General features: G+C 37.3%; 16 protein-coding genes and 1 riboswitch. Of the genes, 1 reads left to right on the top strand and 15 read right to left on the bottom strand.

All coding sequences use genetic code 11. The annotated features are described in order from the left end of the window. Positions 1–700 precede the first annotated feature (700 nt). From GMJ66_RS01185 to GMJ66_RS01160, 6 genes are all read right to left on the bottom strand, one after another. Entirely contained in the window at positions 701–2,260 is a 1,560-nt protein-coding gene (locus tag GMJ66_RS01185) for a Na+/H+ antiporter NhaC family protein (RefSeq protein WP_156288513.1), read from the bottom strand. Positions 2,261–2,454: 194 nt separating this feature from the next. After that, positions 2,455–2,630, bottom strand: a riboswitch (Lysine riboswitch). Between the two features lie 40 nt (positions 2,631–2,670). Beyond that, positions 2,671–3,486, bottom strand: coding sequence for a sporulation protein YunB (yunB, locus tag GMJ66_RS01180; RefSeq protein WP_156288512.1), 816 nt, complete (start codon positions 3,484–3,486; stop codon positions 2,671–2,673). Positions 3,487–3,538: 52 nt separating this feature from the next. Beyond that, entirely contained in the window at positions 3,539–4,624 is a 1,086-nt protein-coding gene (locus tag GMJ66_RS01175) for an HD-GYP domain-containing protein (RefSeq protein ID WP_156288511.1), read from the bottom strand. Positions 4,625–4,925: 301 nt separating this feature from the next. Beyond that, a complete protein-coding gene (locus tag GMJ66_RS01170; protein WP_156288510.1) occupies positions 4,926–5,237 on the bottom strand; it encodes a YunC family protein in 312 nt (103 codons plus the stop codon). 241 nt (positions 5,238–5,478) lie between these two features. Beyond that, complete coding sequence (locus GMJ66_RS01165; RefSeq protein ID WP_156288509.1) at positions 5,479–6,885, bottom strand: bifunctional metallophosphatase/5'-nucleotidase; 1,407 nt, start codon at positions 6,883–6,885, stop codon at positions 5,479–5,481. 15 nt (positions 6,886–6,900) lie between these two features. After that, complete coding sequence (locus GMJ66_RS01160; protein ID WP_156288508.1) at positions 6,901–7,719, bottom strand: sulfite exporter TauE/SafE family protein; 819 nt, start codon at positions 7,717–7,719, stop codon at positions 6,901–6,903. A gap of 192 nt (positions 7,720–7,911) precedes the next feature. Here GMJ66_RS01160 and GMJ66_RS01155 point away from each other — a divergent pair, with 192 nt between their 5' ends. After that, the gene (locus GMJ66_RS01155) at positions 7,912–8,124 is read left to right on the top strand and encodes a hypothetical protein (protein ID WP_156288507.1); all 213 of its coding nucleotides are present in this window, start codon (positions 7,912–7,914) and stop codon (positions 8,122–8,124) included. Between the two features lie 91 nt (positions 8,125–8,215). Here the strand turns inward: GMJ66_RS01155 and sufB are convergent, their stop codons facing one another. The 9 genes from sufB to GMJ66_RS01110 form a co-directional block, all read right to left on the bottom strand. Further along, on the bottom strand, positions 8,216–9,613 hold the full coding sequence (gene sufB / locus GMJ66_RS01150) for a Fe-S cluster assembly protein SufB (RefSeq protein ID WP_156288506.1): 1,398 nt from the start codon (positions 9,611–9,613) through the stop codon (positions 8,216–8,218). Between the two features lie 69 nt (positions 9,614–9,682). Further along, entirely contained in the window at positions 9,683–10,117 is a 435-nt protein-coding gene (sufU, locus tag GMJ66_RS01145; protein WP_156288505.1) for a Fe-S cluster assembly sulfur transfer protein SufU, read from the bottom strand. Beyond that, positions 10,104–11,327 carry a cysteine desulfurase gene (locus GMJ66_RS01140; RefSeq protein ID WP_156288504.1) on the bottom strand — a complete coding sequence of 408 codons (1,224 nt, stop codon included), beginning with the start codon at positions 11,325–11,327 and terminating at the stop codon, positions 10,104–10,106. The genes sufU and GMJ66_RS01140 overlap by 14 nt, the downstream gene beginning before the upstream one ends. After that, positions 11,327–12,637 (bottom strand): Fe-S cluster assembly protein SufD, encoded by a 1,311-nt coding sequence (sufD, locus tag GMJ66_RS01135; RefSeq protein ID WP_156288503.1) that lies wholly within the window; start codon positions 12,635–12,637, stop codon positions 11,327–11,329. The genes GMJ66_RS01140 and sufD overlap by 1 nt, the downstream gene beginning before the upstream one ends. Positions 12,638–12,654: 17 nt before the next feature. Then, a complete protein-coding gene (sufC, locus tag GMJ66_RS01130; RefSeq protein WP_156288502.1) occupies positions 12,655–13,440 on the bottom strand; it encodes a Fe-S cluster assembly ATPase SufC in 786 nt (261 codons plus the stop codon). Between the two features lie 428 nt (positions 13,441–13,868). Continuing rightward, on the bottom strand, positions 13,869–14,054 hold the full coding sequence (locus GMJ66_RS01125) for a hypothetical protein (protein ID WP_156288501.1): 186 nt from the start codon (positions 14,052–14,054) through the stop codon (positions 13,869–13,871). A 162-nt stretch (positions 14,055–14,216) separates the two neighbouring features. Beyond that, the gene (locus GMJ66_RS01120; RefSeq protein ID WP_156288500.1) at positions 14,217–15,107 is read right to left on the bottom strand and encodes a MetQ/NlpA family ABC transporter substrate-binding protein; all 891 of its coding nucleotides are present in this window, start codon (positions 15,105–15,107) and stop codon (positions 14,217–14,219) included. Positions 15,108–15,122: 15 nt separating this feature from the next. Next, entirely contained in the window at positions 15,123–15,779 is a 657-nt protein-coding gene (locus GMJ66_RS01115) for a methionine ABC transporter permease (RefSeq protein WP_156288499.1), read from the bottom strand. Beyond that, positions 15,769–16,806 carry a methionine ABC transporter ATP-binding protein gene (locus GMJ66_RS01110; RefSeq protein WP_156288498.1) on the bottom strand — a complete coding sequence of 346 codons (1,038 nt, stop codon included), beginning with the start codon at positions 16,804–16,806 and terminating at the stop codon, positions 15,769–15,771. Before GMJ66_RS01110 ends, GMJ66_RS01115 begins: the two co-directional genes overlap by 11 nt. Positions 16,807–16,916 lie beyond the last annotated feature (110 nt).

The following is a 16,916-nucleotide window of genomic DNA, read 5'->3' as shown; positions in this document are numbered from 1 at the left end:
TTCTCTTCTTATTGCAGTAACACTATTTTTCTACAATAAGAATAATTATTAAGAATCTATTTTTTCTGATATTAATTTGTATTATAACGGTACTTTTAGACTATGTCAAAGTAATAATTAAAATTTTTATTCAATTACAAAACTTTTAAAAAAGGTTTTTCACACAACTAGGGACAAGAATATATGACGCATCCCTATCTGTACTTATGGAGGAAGAAAGTTTTATATTTTGTATCTATAAGAAAAGCGCAAGCGCCCGTTTAGTGACGTACGGACTGCGCCTGGCCATGCCAGGTGGTTCGGTGTTGCCACGCAAAGCGGCGGTTTTAACCGAACAGTCCCCGCAGGAGATTAGATGATCTTGATTTTTACGAATGTAAAAATCTTAGTGAATCTTATGCTTGAAGAGCGAAAAGGAAACATGCCCCTTCATAGGGGTATGCCGACGCATGAGCGCTAGAGCCCGCTTTTAGTCGGCTCCTAAAAACCTGAGTCGATGTTGACTTTCACCACAAGGGTATAAGTGCGACTAAGCCTCTGGTTTCACCAATCGGTAAGTCTTCTTTATCGTACGGAGGTGAGGGAAGTCTCGCTAGTCGCTGGGCGCTGGAGCTAGACATCGAAGCAAAAAATTTATACGTTCTTATCTTTTCAAAAAAAGCGATTCTCTCATCTTATATAGATGAAAGAATCGCTCTTATTATGCGTTATCTTGATTATTTTTTATAAAATAATTAATTGTTAAACTAATAGCAATAATTAGTATGATGGATATAACCAATGAAATAGCAGCTTGTCCAGTAAAACCAACTAGTACATATCCAATCATGGCAATAACAGCTGCTATCAATGCATATGGCAATTGGGTCAGAACGTGATCAATGTGATTCGATCCGGCACCGGTGGAAGAAAGGATGGTTGTATCCGAGATTGGTGTACAATGATCACCAAATACAGCCCCTGCTAAAACCGCTGCTAAGGATGGCAACAGCATCGTCATATCCGTTACTACTGCAACTTCTGCTGCAATTGGCAGCATAATTCCAAATGTTCCCCACGATGTACCAGTTGCTAATGCCATAAATCCAGAAATAATAAAGAATAAAAGCGGCAACATCGCTGCATTGACTTGTAAATCATTAAATATTTGGGCTAAATATTGGCCAGTTTCCAATGTGCTAATGATAGAACCTATCATCCAAGCTAAAATCAAAATATAAATAGCTGGAAGCATGGTCTTGATTCCTTCAGCGAGCATTTTACCAATAGCCGATTTAGGTGCACTTTGTCCAAAATGGAATATAAAAGAAGTAATCACTGCTGCCACTCCTCCTATAAACAGGGACATATTCACGTCCGTATTGGCAAAGATAGACAGTAATGTGACGTTCCCCTCACTTGCCCGAGAACCAGTAATAATCATTGCTAAGACCGTGACAAATACGAGAACAGCGATTGGAAGCAATAAATGATACACTTTGCCCTTTGGATGTGCTTCAAATTCATCGCTTAAATCGCCAGAAACTTTACTTTGATCTGGGCTTATAAGTTGTCCGGTACGAATAGCACGTTCCTCATGTGTTCGCATTGGACCAATGTCCATTTTCAAATACGCCACTAAAAAAACAAGAATGATTGCTGTAATGGCGTAAAGATTAAGTGGAATCATTTGGATAAATGCTTGTAATGGCTGTATGTCTGTAATACCATTTGCAGCAAACATTCCACCCAAAATACCAATGATATATGCACCCCAACTGGATATTGGGGAAATAACCGTAATTGGCGCTGATGTTGAATCAATAATATAAGCAAGTTTAGCACGTGAGACTTTATGACGATCTGTTATCGGTCTTGCAACTTGCCCAACAGCCAAACTATTAAAATAGTCGTCAATAAAAATAATGATACCTAAGACCCCTGACATTAGCTGAGCACCACTGCGCGTTTTCACGCGTTTTAGCATCCATTCTCCAAATGCACGGCTGCCTCCAGATGCTTGCAAAAATGCAGTCATTATTCCTAGTAATAGCAGAAAACCCAATAACAGCAGATTTCCTGTATTTAGCGCCCCTTCAGAGATAATTATTTCATAAAAAACTGTCCAAATCTCCTGAAGTGCTCCAAGTATTTGAAAATCATGTATAAATAATGCTCCAACTACAATTCCCGCCCCTAAAGACAGAAGTACTTTTCTCGTTAATATAACAAGAACAAGCATTAATATTGCGGGAATAAGTGAGTAAAGCGTCCCTTCCATATTTGCTTACCTCCAATTGTATAGTAATGTCGCAGGTGTGAGGAGATGAGCTAATTAAATATTGAAATGTTGGTGTACGAGCATACGCAGTCTGTTGTGTATTCCATGTAATGCTTAGGATATCTTTACACACAAAAAAACAAAGATAGAAAATAACCTATCTTTGTTCTTAACAAAATACGTTATCCTCCATTTCGATCAGGAGTCCTCCATGCACACACTTTGCATGACAGTATACCTTTTGTTTAAAAGTACACCAGCTATAATAAGTTTGACCCTTATTACGCTTCGGCAAACAATCCTTTCATCAGCAATCCTCGTTGTCATTCTCCTGCTGATTACTCTTCTTGTTTGCGCCTCTACCTCACCGATCTGAGGTCTATTCAATTCACAAAAACTAATATACTAGATTATTCACCTTCTTGCAAGCCCTCTTCTTCTAGTTCTTTTTCTTCTTCAAAATCTTCTTTTGGAACTGCAATCGAAGGACCATCACTTCCACCACCATAGAACTCAGGCACATCTCCCATTATAGCTCCACCATCTATATAAATTTCTGTTTGAACTGTTGTTTGTTCTGTGATAAACGGGATAATAATTTGTACATCTGCTTCCACATTGACATATAAAGAAACCCATGACCCATTAATCCCTAAAGGTTCCGTTTCTCTAATAATATTCGTTCGAACGGCCCCAACCAATTCTAGGTTTATAGGTATTTTCGGTCCCAAATTTGCAAGAACAGCATTTCCCGTAATTTCCCCCAACGGAACCTCAATTAACGTCGGATCCTGTGCAGCCCGATCTTCTGCACCGTCACTGTAGTCATACGGTTCATGCAGAGAATAATCATAAGAAATCGGATCTCCTCGATTCATATGAAGAAAAAATTCCTCTACCCGATCCGTCGCAACTCGGTTAATCTCACTAATCACAGATTGATTCCAATTATAAACCGCAACATTTCCTTCATTGTCATAAGTAATGTTTAACACATCATTGAAATCATAGCCTTCTGCAAATCTTACCGCCATATTAATAGCTCGTGTAGCAAATTCCTCTGTTTTAATTTCAGATATTTCAATGATTGCAGGCGTTATTCCCTTACTGACGATTCCAATACTTAAGATCACACAAATAACAAATACAACGAGCGTAATTAGAAATATATTCTTCCCCGAGGGTGAGGCAAATTTTTTTCTTCCAAATCTTTTTCGTGGTCGCATCAAAATCCCCCCTAAAACAAACTTATGCTTGTATTAGGAGGGATAGAATTAATTAATCCTTCATGACAGAAACAATTGTTAGATTTAATACAATCCCTAGATCAATTTCATAGGGAGATGCTACCTGGACATCATTTTCTTCCAGAATTCGAATAACCGGCCTGTCACAAAGATGTTTATTTTGCCTGACGACTACACCTTTTCGGCCATCACTTAATTCCACCGATATGCCAGTTGGATAGACGACAATACTTTTCTTAAAAGCTTCCACAATATCTTTTTCAAATAAATGAACCGCTCCTCCATAAAGAATCTCTAATCCCTCATGTGGGAGCATGGCATCACGATACACCCGATTACTTGTTACCGCATCAAATACATCTGCAACACCTATTATTTTTGCATAGGTATGTAATTGATCTCCGCTTAATCCACGAGGGTAACCAGATCCATCCAACCGTTCGTGATGATCATATGCACAATGAGCTACTACAGAGGAAATACCGAAATTGCTGTTTAAAAATTTATATCCGATTTCTGTATGGCTTTTAATTACTTCAAATTCCTCATCTGTCAGCTTATCCGGTTTTTGAAGGATTTCCTGATCAATAAAAATTTTCCCGACATCATGAAGCAAAGATCCAATCCCAATATCCATTAATTTTTTATTGGGCAGATTCAAATTGACTCCTATCGCCAGCGAGTAAATCGTTACATTTAAAGAGTGCTGAAAAATATAATTATCAGTTAGGAAAATATCCGTAAGCAAAGATAATGACTTTTCCTGATGACGTATTTCATCCATTAATTTTTGAACGACATTCAATAAATCCTTTCCTTTTTTGTCTAAAATAAAGGATTTCTTCATAATTCCTTCCTTTTTTACTTCTAAGAAGGTATCTTTAATTGTCCTCGCTGCTTCCATACGTAACCGATCTGGAATAATCGATTCAACATAAATATCACTGGTCAATTCATCTTCAATATATACATATGTAATACCATAACTGTTCAGCCGATTGATTACTTTACTGGTTAAACTCATCCCTTTTGAAATGAGTATAACTCCATTTTCATTATAAATAGACTGAGCAAGAACGGTCCCTGGTTTAATAGACTTTGTGCTTACAAGCTTCATAAGTTTCTCCTAACATAGTCATTTCGACATGATTAGACATACGCCTATGAAAATAGTACCAGAAATTCTCCTTTTTTTCTATAAATTTATTGCATCCTTTTGTAATTGGAGCATAAACATATGAATCATATTATATGCACTCTTCGTAGGATTTGAATTGGGGCTCGCTCGGTTTTCGGGTCGGCGGCACGTATTTGAAGTGGGATCTCACAGCCAATTAACACGTGGTTGATCCTCACAGTCGATGTAAAAAAGCGAAAGCGCCAGTCAAATAACCAGGGCTTCCGCTTTTTCTTTTTTTTTAGGAAATTCTTAAAAGTGCTTCCTTACCGGTCATACCTACTTCCCATCCGTATTGTTCACGGGAAGCATCCGTTACTTTTGCAAGTGGTGCATGTAATAATTGGTCAATCGTCCTTACACCTTCTGCACGACCAGCAATGACATTTCTTTGTTTGAGTTTTGGATTTTCATCAAAGAAATCCACATCTAAAGCCGCACACATAATATAACCGACCTCATTGGAGATAGTTAATAGTGTCGTTTTAGGGAGTTCAACCGTTGTTGCAGTAAAATACTTGCCCTCTACTTCTAAAGGTTTTACTGTAACCATAAGATTATATGCCTCCTTCGTAATGTACATAATATTTTTATGCACAAAGAAGGTGGAATGTCACTAAAATCACTCTACTCCTAACATCAAAAAGTGGGATAAACGCCTATATGACAGGAATTACTTTTTTAAAATAAATTTTCAATCAATGTTTTTTTCCTGGCCTACCGATGTAGATAAACAAATTAGAAGTGGCCGTAAGACTCCCACTTACCATTCTTGATATTGGAGTTCCAACCAGTTAATCACATGATAAAAATTTTTTTCTTAAAGTATCAGCTAACAAATCACGCAAAAAATCTGGCAAGAAATAATGTTTTGTATTAGACCTTGCAATCTCAGGCAATAATCGGCCAAATGTAAAAGTGTCGGCGGTTGCTAATTTATAAACCTTATCCGGAACGATTTCTAATCCATCTGGTAAATGTACATGCTTTACATATTCTTCCCCATTGGAATGGAAAGCCGTTTCTACGTCAATTCCAGAAAAAACCATTCTTCCAAGTACTTTTCCACGAAAGCCGAATCCTTTTAATTCTAATTCTGTAAATTCCTTTGTGAACGAAGCACGGATTACTTCCATTATTTCACTGCCCGATAAATCGACAGTAACTGGATTGATCGGATGCGGACAAATACGATGAACATCTCTGTAAGTTATATCGCCAGCTGGAAGTTGATCCAATAATAACCCAGAATTTAACATAGCTATATCTGCTTGCGTAAACTCTTTTAATGTATTAGTAAGTTCCTGCATAATTTTCGTATACTGAAACCACTTTACTTCTATGGGATGTTCGGTATGTACGATTGTATACCCTAATCGTTTGTCCGCTTCTTCCTGTAGCACGTTTATCCGCTGTTCCGTAACTAAATCTTTTGGATGATTGGTAATATCGGCAGCATAAGCTTCCTTCTTCACAAGACGCTTTGTGTCATGATCCCAAGTGATTATTACTTCCCCAACAAAGGAACAGTGCTTTCCTGCTGCAGTGATTAACGTATTATTAACCATTTCTCCACTTCGCAACAGATGGTGTGTATGCCCGCCAATAATAACATCAATATCTGTATATTTTCTCGCAATTGCCTGATCCTCATTTATTCCAAGATGGGATAAGAGAATGATAATATCTGTATGTGGTTTTAACATCTCAACGTATTTATCAAGCTCATCAAACACAGAGGATACATGCCAATCGAGTAAATGATAATAGTCATTAAATGGTGCTGTTAAACCGATAACCCCAATTTTCAATCCGCTGGACGAAGTAATATGGACCTTACGATTTAACCATGCTGGATGATGATGATCCATACTATAGAGATTCGTGCAAACGACATCGAACGCCGCATCATCATATAAATGAAATAAGTCATCATGTGACAATGTAATTCCTTCATTATTACCAAATGTAGCAATATCATAATTCAAATCATTCATTAATTGAATATTAGCTTTACCCATGAATGCTTCTGAAATTGGATGAACCCTATCCATATGATCACCAATATCCACTAACCAATAATCATTGCCATAAGCTTGACGTTCTGTTTTAGCCTCTTTCATAAATCCAGCCACTTTAGGCCATTGTTTAAAATTACTATGTAAATCATTGGTATAATAAAAATAAAGTTTTTCTTCCATTGTTTGTCATACTCCTTATGAAAGCCCTTGGAAAATCATTCGTAACCCTATTAAAATAAGTAGAATTCGCAATATCCATTCCAGTGTTTTTCCTGTTAGCCTTTGATTCACCTTTGCACCTAACCACCCGCCAACCAAAGCTCCTGGTACAAAAAATAATACATATTCCCAAACAATATGCCCTAAAGCCATATGTGTTATCGTACCTGATATACTCACAAAGAATATCATAAACATGGACGTTGCCGTAGCAATATGCGCAGGAATTCCAAAAAGTAACATCATTGCCGGCACCATAATGGATCCCCCACCAATACCGAACAATCCTGAGAGCATACCAACGACTAAAGAGAGAATAAATGCGGCACTGGCAGATACTTTATAATGAAATTGTTCCCCAAATAATGTAAATATCCTAACTCCATTTTCATTAGGATCTATATCTTTTCTAAAAACATCTTTATTCATAAATAATATTAACGATATAACGAGCATTAAAATACCAAAGTATAATAAAAATGTATCGACATGAATAAACTCATTTAACCATGATCCGATAACTCCACCAGGAATGCTGCCCGTTAGAAAGAGTAGTCCAGTTTTATAGTCTACCCGTTTTCCTCTTATGTAAGATATAGTGGATGATAATGCGGTAAATATCATTGTTATAAGCGAAATGCCGACAATAGATTGTGGGGTTGCCCATGTAAAAGATTCGGAAATATTTTGCATAAAAAACAAGCTTGGAACGAGAACGATTCCTCCCCCCAATCCTGCTATTGAACCGATAAATGCGGTAAGAATACCTATTCCTAAACATATGAAAAAAACCAAATTCTATCCCTTCCATCTCATTGACTCTACTATTAATATTAGCACTAATTGGCAAGGATTCCTACTTATTGGGTCATCGTTCTTTTTTACGAAATGCATATGAATATATTGTTGATGTTGTTTCATAATGTATGATAAACGTTAAACTGGAACATCCTATTAAAGAAAAAAACATCATACAGGAGAATAAAAATGAAAAATTTAACCCGCGAACAAGCAATCGAAAGACTCCAGGAAATTTTAGGCGAGAATGTAAGAGAAAAATTTGAGAAAGAAGAAAAAAATGCCGGCGAACATGGCGATCCCAACTTTGCCATCAGTAATAATGAGGGCACAACAGTAGAAGTATATATCGATTGGAATAAAGAAGAAGACTTATTAAGTTACTCTTTAGAGGATGTTTAACGTTTATAGACAGGCACAACGTCGGAACACTCTAAATAAAGCATATTAAAAAACCTTGGTATAACTTTAATATACCAAGGTTTTTTGTCAATTAACCAATAGAACCTTCCATTTCGAACTTGATAAGACGGTTCATTTCTACCGCATATTCCATTGGAAGTTCTTTTGTAAATGGTTCAATGAAGCCCATTACAATCATTTCTGTTGCTTCTTCTTCTGTTAATCCTCTACTCATTAAGTAGAATAACTGTTCTTCTGATACTTTGGAAACTTTTGCTTCGTGTTCCAATGAAATATTGTCATTGTTAATTTCATTATAAGGAATCGTATCAGATTTGGATTCATTATCGAGAATCAATGTGTCACATTCAATATTGGCACGAGCACCATCTGCTTTACGTCCAAAGTGTACTAGGCCACGGTATGTTACATTACCACCTTGTTTGGAGAATGACTTGGAAACGATAGTAGATGAAGTATTAGGTGCCAAATGATGCATTTTCGCACCAGCATCCTGAACTTGGCCTTTTCCAGCAATCGCGATAGAAATAGTATTTCCGCGCGCACCTTCTCCTCTTAAATGGATAGAAGGATATTTCATTGTAAGCTTAGATCCAATGTTACCATCAATCCATTCCATCGTTGCATTGGCATCACATGTTGCACGTTTAGTAACCAGGTTATACACGTTATTTGCCCAGTTTTGGATGGTTGTGTAACGGCAGTACGCATCTTTCTTCACAATGATTTCAACTACTGCACTGTGAAGCGAATTAGTTGTATAAACCGGCGCTGTACATCCCTCAACATAGTGTACAGATGCGCCTTCATCAACGATAATTAATGTTCGTTCAAACTGCCCCATGTTTTCTGAGTTAATACGGAAGTAGGCTTGCAGTGGTGTTGATGCTTTCACGCCTTTTGGAACATAAATGAAGGAACCACCAGACCATACCGCTGAGTTTAGGGCTGAGAATTTATTATCAGAATATGGTACCACTTTACCAAAATATTCTTTAAAAAGTTCCTCATGCTCTTTCAAGGCTGTGTCTGTATCTTTAAAGATAATACCGAGTTCTTCCAAATCTTCTTTTAGACTATGGTATACTACTTCAGATTCATACTGGGCAGATACACCAGCAAGGTATTTTTGTTCTGCTTCAGGAATACCCAATTTATCAAAGGTCTGCTTGATTTCATCAGGTACTTCATCCCATGTTCTTCCTTGTCTTTCTGATGGTTTCACATAATAAACAATTTCATCAAAATCTAATCCTGCTAGATCTCCACCCCATTGTGGCATTGGACGCTCATAGAAATGTTCCAAAGCTTTTAGACGATAGTCCAGCATCCACTGAGGTTCTTCTTTCATTTTAGAGATTTCTTCCACAACTTTACGTGTTAACCCTTTTTCAGTACGGAAAACGGAAACGTCTTTGTCCCGAAACCCATATTGATACTCTTCTATTTCAGGTGCTTTCTTAGACAATTAAAAAACCTCCTTTAGGTACTAGTAGTCACAGTTTCCAACTGTATATAACGGATGGATTCTGCATTCCTAATTTTCCTCTTTTACGCCCTTTTCCATTGCTTTCCATGCTAATGTTGCACATTTAATACGTGCCGGGAATTTGGAAACACCTTGCAATGCTTCGATATCCCCTAAGTCTAAGTCCGATTCCAATTCCTTGCCAAGCATCATGTCAGAAAAAATCTCAGACATTTTTAATGCATCCTCAATCTTTTGATCTTTGACTGCCTGTGTCATCATGGAAGCGGATGACATGCTGATGGAGCATCCTTCTCCCTCGAATTTCGCATCCTTTACAATGCCGTCCTCTACTTTTAATTGTAGTCTAATACGGTCACCGCAAGTAGGGTTATTCATATCGACGGAAACGGAATCACCTTCCACCACACCACGATTTCTCGGGTTTTTGTAATGATCCATAATGACTTGCCGGTAAAGTGTATCGAGATTATTCAAAGACATTCCCAAAATACTCCTTTGTTTTTAAAAGTCCGTCAACTAGGGTGTCGATATCTTCTACTGAATTATATAAATAAAAACTAGCACGAGCAGTTGCTGTTACATTCAACCACTTCATTAACGGCTGTGCACAATGATGGCCTGCACGAACGGCAATTCCTTCCGAGTCAAGGACAGTTGCTGTATCATGTGGATGGACATCATCTAAATTAAATGTAACTAGTGCTCCACGCTCTTTGGGTCCATAAATAGTAATCCCATCAATTGAGCTTAATCTTTCCATTGCATAGTTAGCTAATTTCTTATCATGCTCATAAATGTTATCCATTCCGATATCATTCAGGAAGTCGATTGCTGCTCCTAGCCCAATTGCTCCAGCAATAATCGGTGTGCCACCTTCAAACTTCCAAGGCAATTCCTTCCATGTGGAGTCATATAAATCAACAAAATCAATCATTTCTCCACCGAATTCAACGGGTTCCATTTCTTCAAGCAATTCCCGTTTTCCATAGAGTACCCCAATACCAGTCGGAGCACACATTTTATGTCCGGAAAAAGCATAAAAGTCAACATCCAAATCAATGACATCCACTTTCATATGCGGGGCACCCTGAGCACCATCTACTACAATAATTGCATCATTTTCATGCGCGATTTTAGCGATATCTTTCACTGGATTAATGGTACCTAATACATTGGAAACATGTGTAATTGCTACAATCTTCGTCTTGCTTGTTACTGTTTCACGAACATCGTCAATGGATATCGTCCCATCTTCTTGTAATGGAAGATACTTTAATGTTAATCCCGTAGCTTTTGCAGCCTGCTGCCAAGGAATGATATTACTATGATGTTCCATTGGTGTAATCACAATTTCGTCTCCGGGCTGCAATTTCGGACGAGCATATCCATAGGCAATATAATTAATCGAGGTAGTCGTTCCTCTAGTGAAAATAACTTGAGCAGTACTTTCTGCATTGATAAATGCACGAACCTTTTCACGTGCCCCTTCATAACTATCTGTTGCCCTTGTTCCCAGTGTATGAACACCACGGTGAACATTAGAATTATCATTTCGATAATAATCATCTACCGCTTTAATAACAGGTAACGGCTTTTGTGATGTCGCGGAAGAATCAAGGTATACAAGCGGACTTCCATTCACTTCCTGGTCAAGAATCGGAAACATGTCACGAATGGCTTGGATATCCATTAGTATACTTTCCTTTCAATTACTTGTTTCAATTGTTTCTTCACAGACTCGATTGGCAGTTCATTAACAACTGGTGCTAAGAAACCGTGAATAACAAGACGCTCTGCTTCATCCTTTGTTAAACCGCGACTCATTAAATAGTACATTTGGATTGGATCCACTCGGCCAACTGATGCCGCGTGCCCTGCTGTAACATCATCTTCTTCTATTAATAGAATTGGATTCGCATCTCCACGCGCTTTCGGGCTAAGCATTAATACGCGTGATTCCTGTACAGCATTTGCCTTTGTTCCACCATGCTCAATTTTACCAATTGCGTTAAAAATTGTGGTGGCACTTTCCTTCATCACCCCACGCTGGAGGATAAATCCGTCTGTTGCTTTTCCATGCTGAACAATACTTGCTGTAAAGTTTTGAATTTGCTTCCCACGACCAACAGATACCGCATTAGCATTAGACGTGGCACCATTGCCCATTAGATACGTAATATTCTCAGATACCGTGTTTCCATCATTCATTTGTCCTAATGCCCAATCAATGGTGGCATTATTATAGGCTACACCACGACGATTAATATACGTTGTTGTACCAGCAGCAAAATTATCTACGGCACCATAAGAAATTTTTGCATTATCCATTGCAATCACTTCTTCGACAATGTTTGCAACCGTTTCCTGCTCCTCATTACTTGAAATATAGTTTTCCACATAAGTAAGCTTACTGTTTTCATCGGCTACAACAATCACATGGTTAAATAGTGATAATTCCGGATCCTCCTGCCAGAAAACAACTTGTAATGGCTCTTCAATTTCCACATTTTTTGGTACATAGATGAAAGCTCCACCGTTCATTAAAGCGGCATGTAATGCTGTTAAACGATTCTGATCTACATTTACAGCATCCTTCATAAAGTATTTTTCTACTAGATCACTATGTTTTTCAAGTGCTGTAAAAATATCCGTGAAAATGACGCCCTTTTCTTTCAAATCACTACTTAATGTTGCATATGCTATCGAGTGATTACGCTGTATAAGCAAGTTTTCCGGAACATTTTCCTGATCAAAGTAGTCCTGTAATACTTCAGGTAGTTCTTTTATGGATGAGATAGCTTCCCCTTTTGTAAATTCTTGTTTGAACTTACTGAAGTTCCATCTCGTGATTTTTGTTTTATCCGGTTTTGGCATTTCTAATTGTTCCGCCTGTTCCAATGCCTCTAACCTTAACGTTTTCATCCAGGCAGGTTCATTTCTGTCGGTTGAAAACTGTTCAATATATTCTTTATTATATGGAAGCTTTGTTTCAACAGTCATATTAGTCCTCCTAACGTTTACGCATTTTGTCCTACAGTTTCGTCTTCGATTCCTAGTTCTTCTTTAATCCACTCATAACCTTCATCTTCAAGACGTTTTGCAAGTTCAGGTCCGCCTGATTTCACAACACGACCTTGCATCATGACGTGTACATAATCAGGTGTAATGTAGTTTAGTAAACGTTGGTAGTGGGTAATAATTAAGCAGCCGAAGTTCTCGCCGCGCATTTTGTTAATCCCTTTGGAAACGATTTTCAATGCATCGATATCAAGTCCAGAGTCAATTTCATCTAGAATAGCAATTTCTGGATTTAATTGCATTAATTGAAGAATTTCATTACGCTTTTTCTCCCCACCTGAGAAGCCTTCATTTAAGTATCTTGTTGCCATATTTTTATCAATTTCCAAATAATCCAAGTCTTTATCTAATCCTTTGATAAACTTCATTAAGGAAACTTCATTGCCTTCTCCACGACGAGCATTAATTGCAGAACGTAAAAAGTCAGAAGTAGTTACTCCACTGATTTCACTAGGATATTGCATAGCTAGGAAAAGACCTGCACGTGCACGCTCATCCACTTCCATTTCTAATACATCTTCACCATCAAGTGTGATGCTTCCTTTAGTAACTTCATAGCTTGGATGTCCCATAATAGCTGATGCAAGTGTTGATTTACCAGTACCATTTGGTCCCATGATTGCGTGGAATTCTCCACCCTTTATAGTAAGGTCTACACCTTTTAAAATCTCTTTACCTTCAATTTCAACATGAAGATCCTTAATTTCTAAAACTGATCCTGCCATAACTATACCTCCAAAGACTGATATTTTTGTTTCTATGATGAAATGAATGTAATATCCATTCTCAATCTATTCTCATTACAATCTTAAAGCATTTCCAATTAATAATCAACTCATTAACTAAGAAGAAATTAATTGATATATGTACACTTTCCAGTAAAAAAAACGTTTACCTTATTTATAGAATTGCCAAAAGAAATTAACTAATTACTATGATAACAAATTTTTAGGACATATGGATAGGTAGAAGCCATAAAAGAAGGTGGATTACCAGAAAAAACACAGCACACATACTATAATAATCATTAGAATCAGTGTCTGTATATCTTGTAACAATCACTTCACTATGGGACAGTTCCTTCTTCCACCTAAACAAAATGCTGGCACTCACATGAAGTACCAGCATTTCCCTTAATTTCAGCTTTTTATATTTATCTATGCACTTGGGATGTCGCTTCTGCTACAACTTTCTTACTTTGTTCATAGTCTTTTTCACGTTTTCTTTCGACTTTCATGCGATTAGACAACTTACGTTCATACTCCGCAAAATTCATACCGTGAGACTGTTCCAACGCCTTTTCCATATCCGTTGTATACTTCATGATTAACTTAATCATCATCCTTTCAAAATGTCTAAAATAATCATAACATTTGAGAGATTTCCTAACAAAGCGGATATGGAATTAAAAATCAGAAAAATAAAGCTCCGAACAATCTCACAACATTTATACATCGGATTTTTAAAGAATTACTCAATCATTCTGCCGAATACTCGATATTTAGTTGTTTCCTCCAACAGGTACAACTGCTCCTTCATACGTTTCAACAATGAAGTTTTGGATTTCTTCAGACTGAAGTACTTCAACGAGTTTATTCAATGCTTCATTATCTTTATCTTCGGAACGGACAGCGATGACATTCACATAAGGAGATTCTTCATCTTCAATAAATAGTGCATCCTCTAACGGGTTTAATCCTGCTTCGATTGCATAGTTCGTATTAATTGCAACTAATGCCTCTTCTTCTGTATCATACATTTCCGGTAAGAAAGCTGCATCTACGTCAGGTGAAAATGTTAAATTAAGTGGATTCTCAACGATATCATCTACTGTTACCTCAGATTTATCTACATTTTCATCCAATGTAATTAAGCCTTGCGCTTCAAATAATGCTAAGATACGTGGATGATCAGCGACAGAACGGCTAATGATAACTTCCGCACCTTCAGGAATATCATCTATACTTGCGATACTTTTGGAATAAACACCCATTGGTTCTACATGGATCCCATCAATATAATCAATATCGTATCCAGTCGTAGCAACTGTCTCTTGTAAATAAGGGATGTGCTGAAAGTAGTTTGCATCCAATGTTCCATTTTCTAGATCATCATTTGGTAAAACATAATCCTGATATTGTTCAATATTAAGTGTAATTCCTTCTTCTGCTAATAATGGTTCTGCCTCTTGTAAAATTTCAGCATGTGGTGTACTAGAAGCACCAATTGTGATTTCTACATTTTCTGTTGATTCTTCAACATTTTCTTCTGCTGCGTTATTACCTTCTGATGTATTTTCATCTGCTGTATCTTCCTCTACACTTCCTCCACCACAAGCGGCTAGTACCACTGTTAGTAATAATACTGCTAAAACTGCTAGTAATTTCTTCATTTTGTAATCTCCTTTTTATCTTTTATCTATTTTATTGGATATAAAGTCTCCAATGAACTGAAAAATAAACACAATTATTAAAATTAAAACCGTGCATAGTAAGACTACGTCAAATTGCCTACGCTGGAACCCATAGAAGTAGGCGTAATCACCTAAACCTCCAGCACCAATAACTCCTGCCATTGCTGTATATCCTATTAGAGCAATAGCTGTTACCGTAATACCAGATACAAGTGCTGGCATTGATTCAGGAATCAGCACTTTAAAGATAATCGTTCTAATTTTGGCTCCCATGGAATGAGCTGCTTCAATCACACCTTTATCCACTTCACGAAATGCAATTTCTGCTAATCTCCCATAAAAAGGGGCTGAACCAATAATTAATGCCGGTAATGCAGCGGTTGGCCCTCGAACTGTTCCAACTAGAAAATCAGTAAATGGGAACAGCAACAAAATCAAAATAATAAAAGGTATTGCACGAAACACATTGACTATACTTGCAACAATCATATTCGTTACCTTATTTTCCCAAATGCCATCCTTTGACGTTAAGTATAATAACAATCCAAGTAGAATACCTAAAATCGCTGTACCTATTAAAGCAATGATCGTCATATATAGTGTTTCATATGTTGCTATCCATATATCTTCCATTTTTATATTATTTAGCATCGCGAATGACCTCCACTTCTACTGAGGTTTCATCGCGAATATAGGCTACTGCCTTCTCTATATCTGCACTGTTTCCTACAAACTGAATGACCAATGTACCATAACCACCCGCTTGTGTTTGGGTGATTTTCCCTTGCAGAATATTAATATCTACAGGGAATTTCTTCGCGATTTGACTTATTAACGTTTGATTCGTTGATTCCCCAATAAAATGAAGCCTTACGAGTTCACCTTCCCTATACGTGTTCCGTAAGTATTCAACATCCTCGGTCTCATCCTCTGTACCAGCTCCCATTACTTGAGCCACAAATTTCTTCGTCACTTGTTCTTTAGGATGGGAGAATACGTCTAGTACATTGCCTTGTTCAACGATTCTGCCTTGCTCCATGACAGCCACCCTATGACAAATTTTACGAATGACATGCATTTCATGGGTAATTAAAATAATTGTTAAACCTAACTTTTGATTAATATCTACTAATAAATCCAAAATCGCATTGGTTGTTTCCGGATCTAATGCAGATGTTGCTTCATCACAAAGCAGAACTTTTGGATTATTAGCCAATGCACGAGCTATTCCCACACGCTGTTTTTGTCCACCACTTAATTGTGATGGATATGCTTTTTCTCTTCCGGACAAGCCCACTAAATCGATTAACTCCTGAACCCGCTTCATTTGTTCGACTTTTGGAACACCGGCAATTTCAAGTGGAAAGGCGATATTGTCTTCAACCGTCCGTGACCAAAGTAAATTAAAATGCTGAAAAATCATTCCAATATCCTGTCTTGCTGCCCTAAGTTCATTTGTTGTTAACGAAGTAATTTCCTGCTTATCAATAACAATATTCCCCTCAGTCGGTTCTTCCAGTCGGTTTAGCAATCGGATAAAGGTACTTTTTCCTGCACCACTATACCCAATCACTCCGAAGATTTCACCTTCCTCTATATCAAGGGTTATATTATCCACTGCTGTTAATTGTTTATTGTCCGATGTAAAGACCTTCCGTAAACCCTTAATTGAAATCAATATGGTTCCTCCTTATATATTTCAAAGGATGCTTCTGTTTTATTATGCAACATAGTATTGGAAAAACTCCCTTTCCCTCGTTTTTAGTGAATAGTTTAGTTTTTCTTATA

The sequence above is a fragment of the Oceanobacillus salinisoli genome (assembly GCF_009733865.1).
In the GTDB taxonomy this organism is placed as follows: Bacteria; Bacillota; Bacilli; order Bacillales; family Amphibacillaceae; genus Oceanobacillus; species Oceanobacillus salinisoli.
The sequence above is the reverse complement of the archived record's forward strand: the minus strand, read 5'-3'. Positions and strand labels throughout refer to the sequence as shown.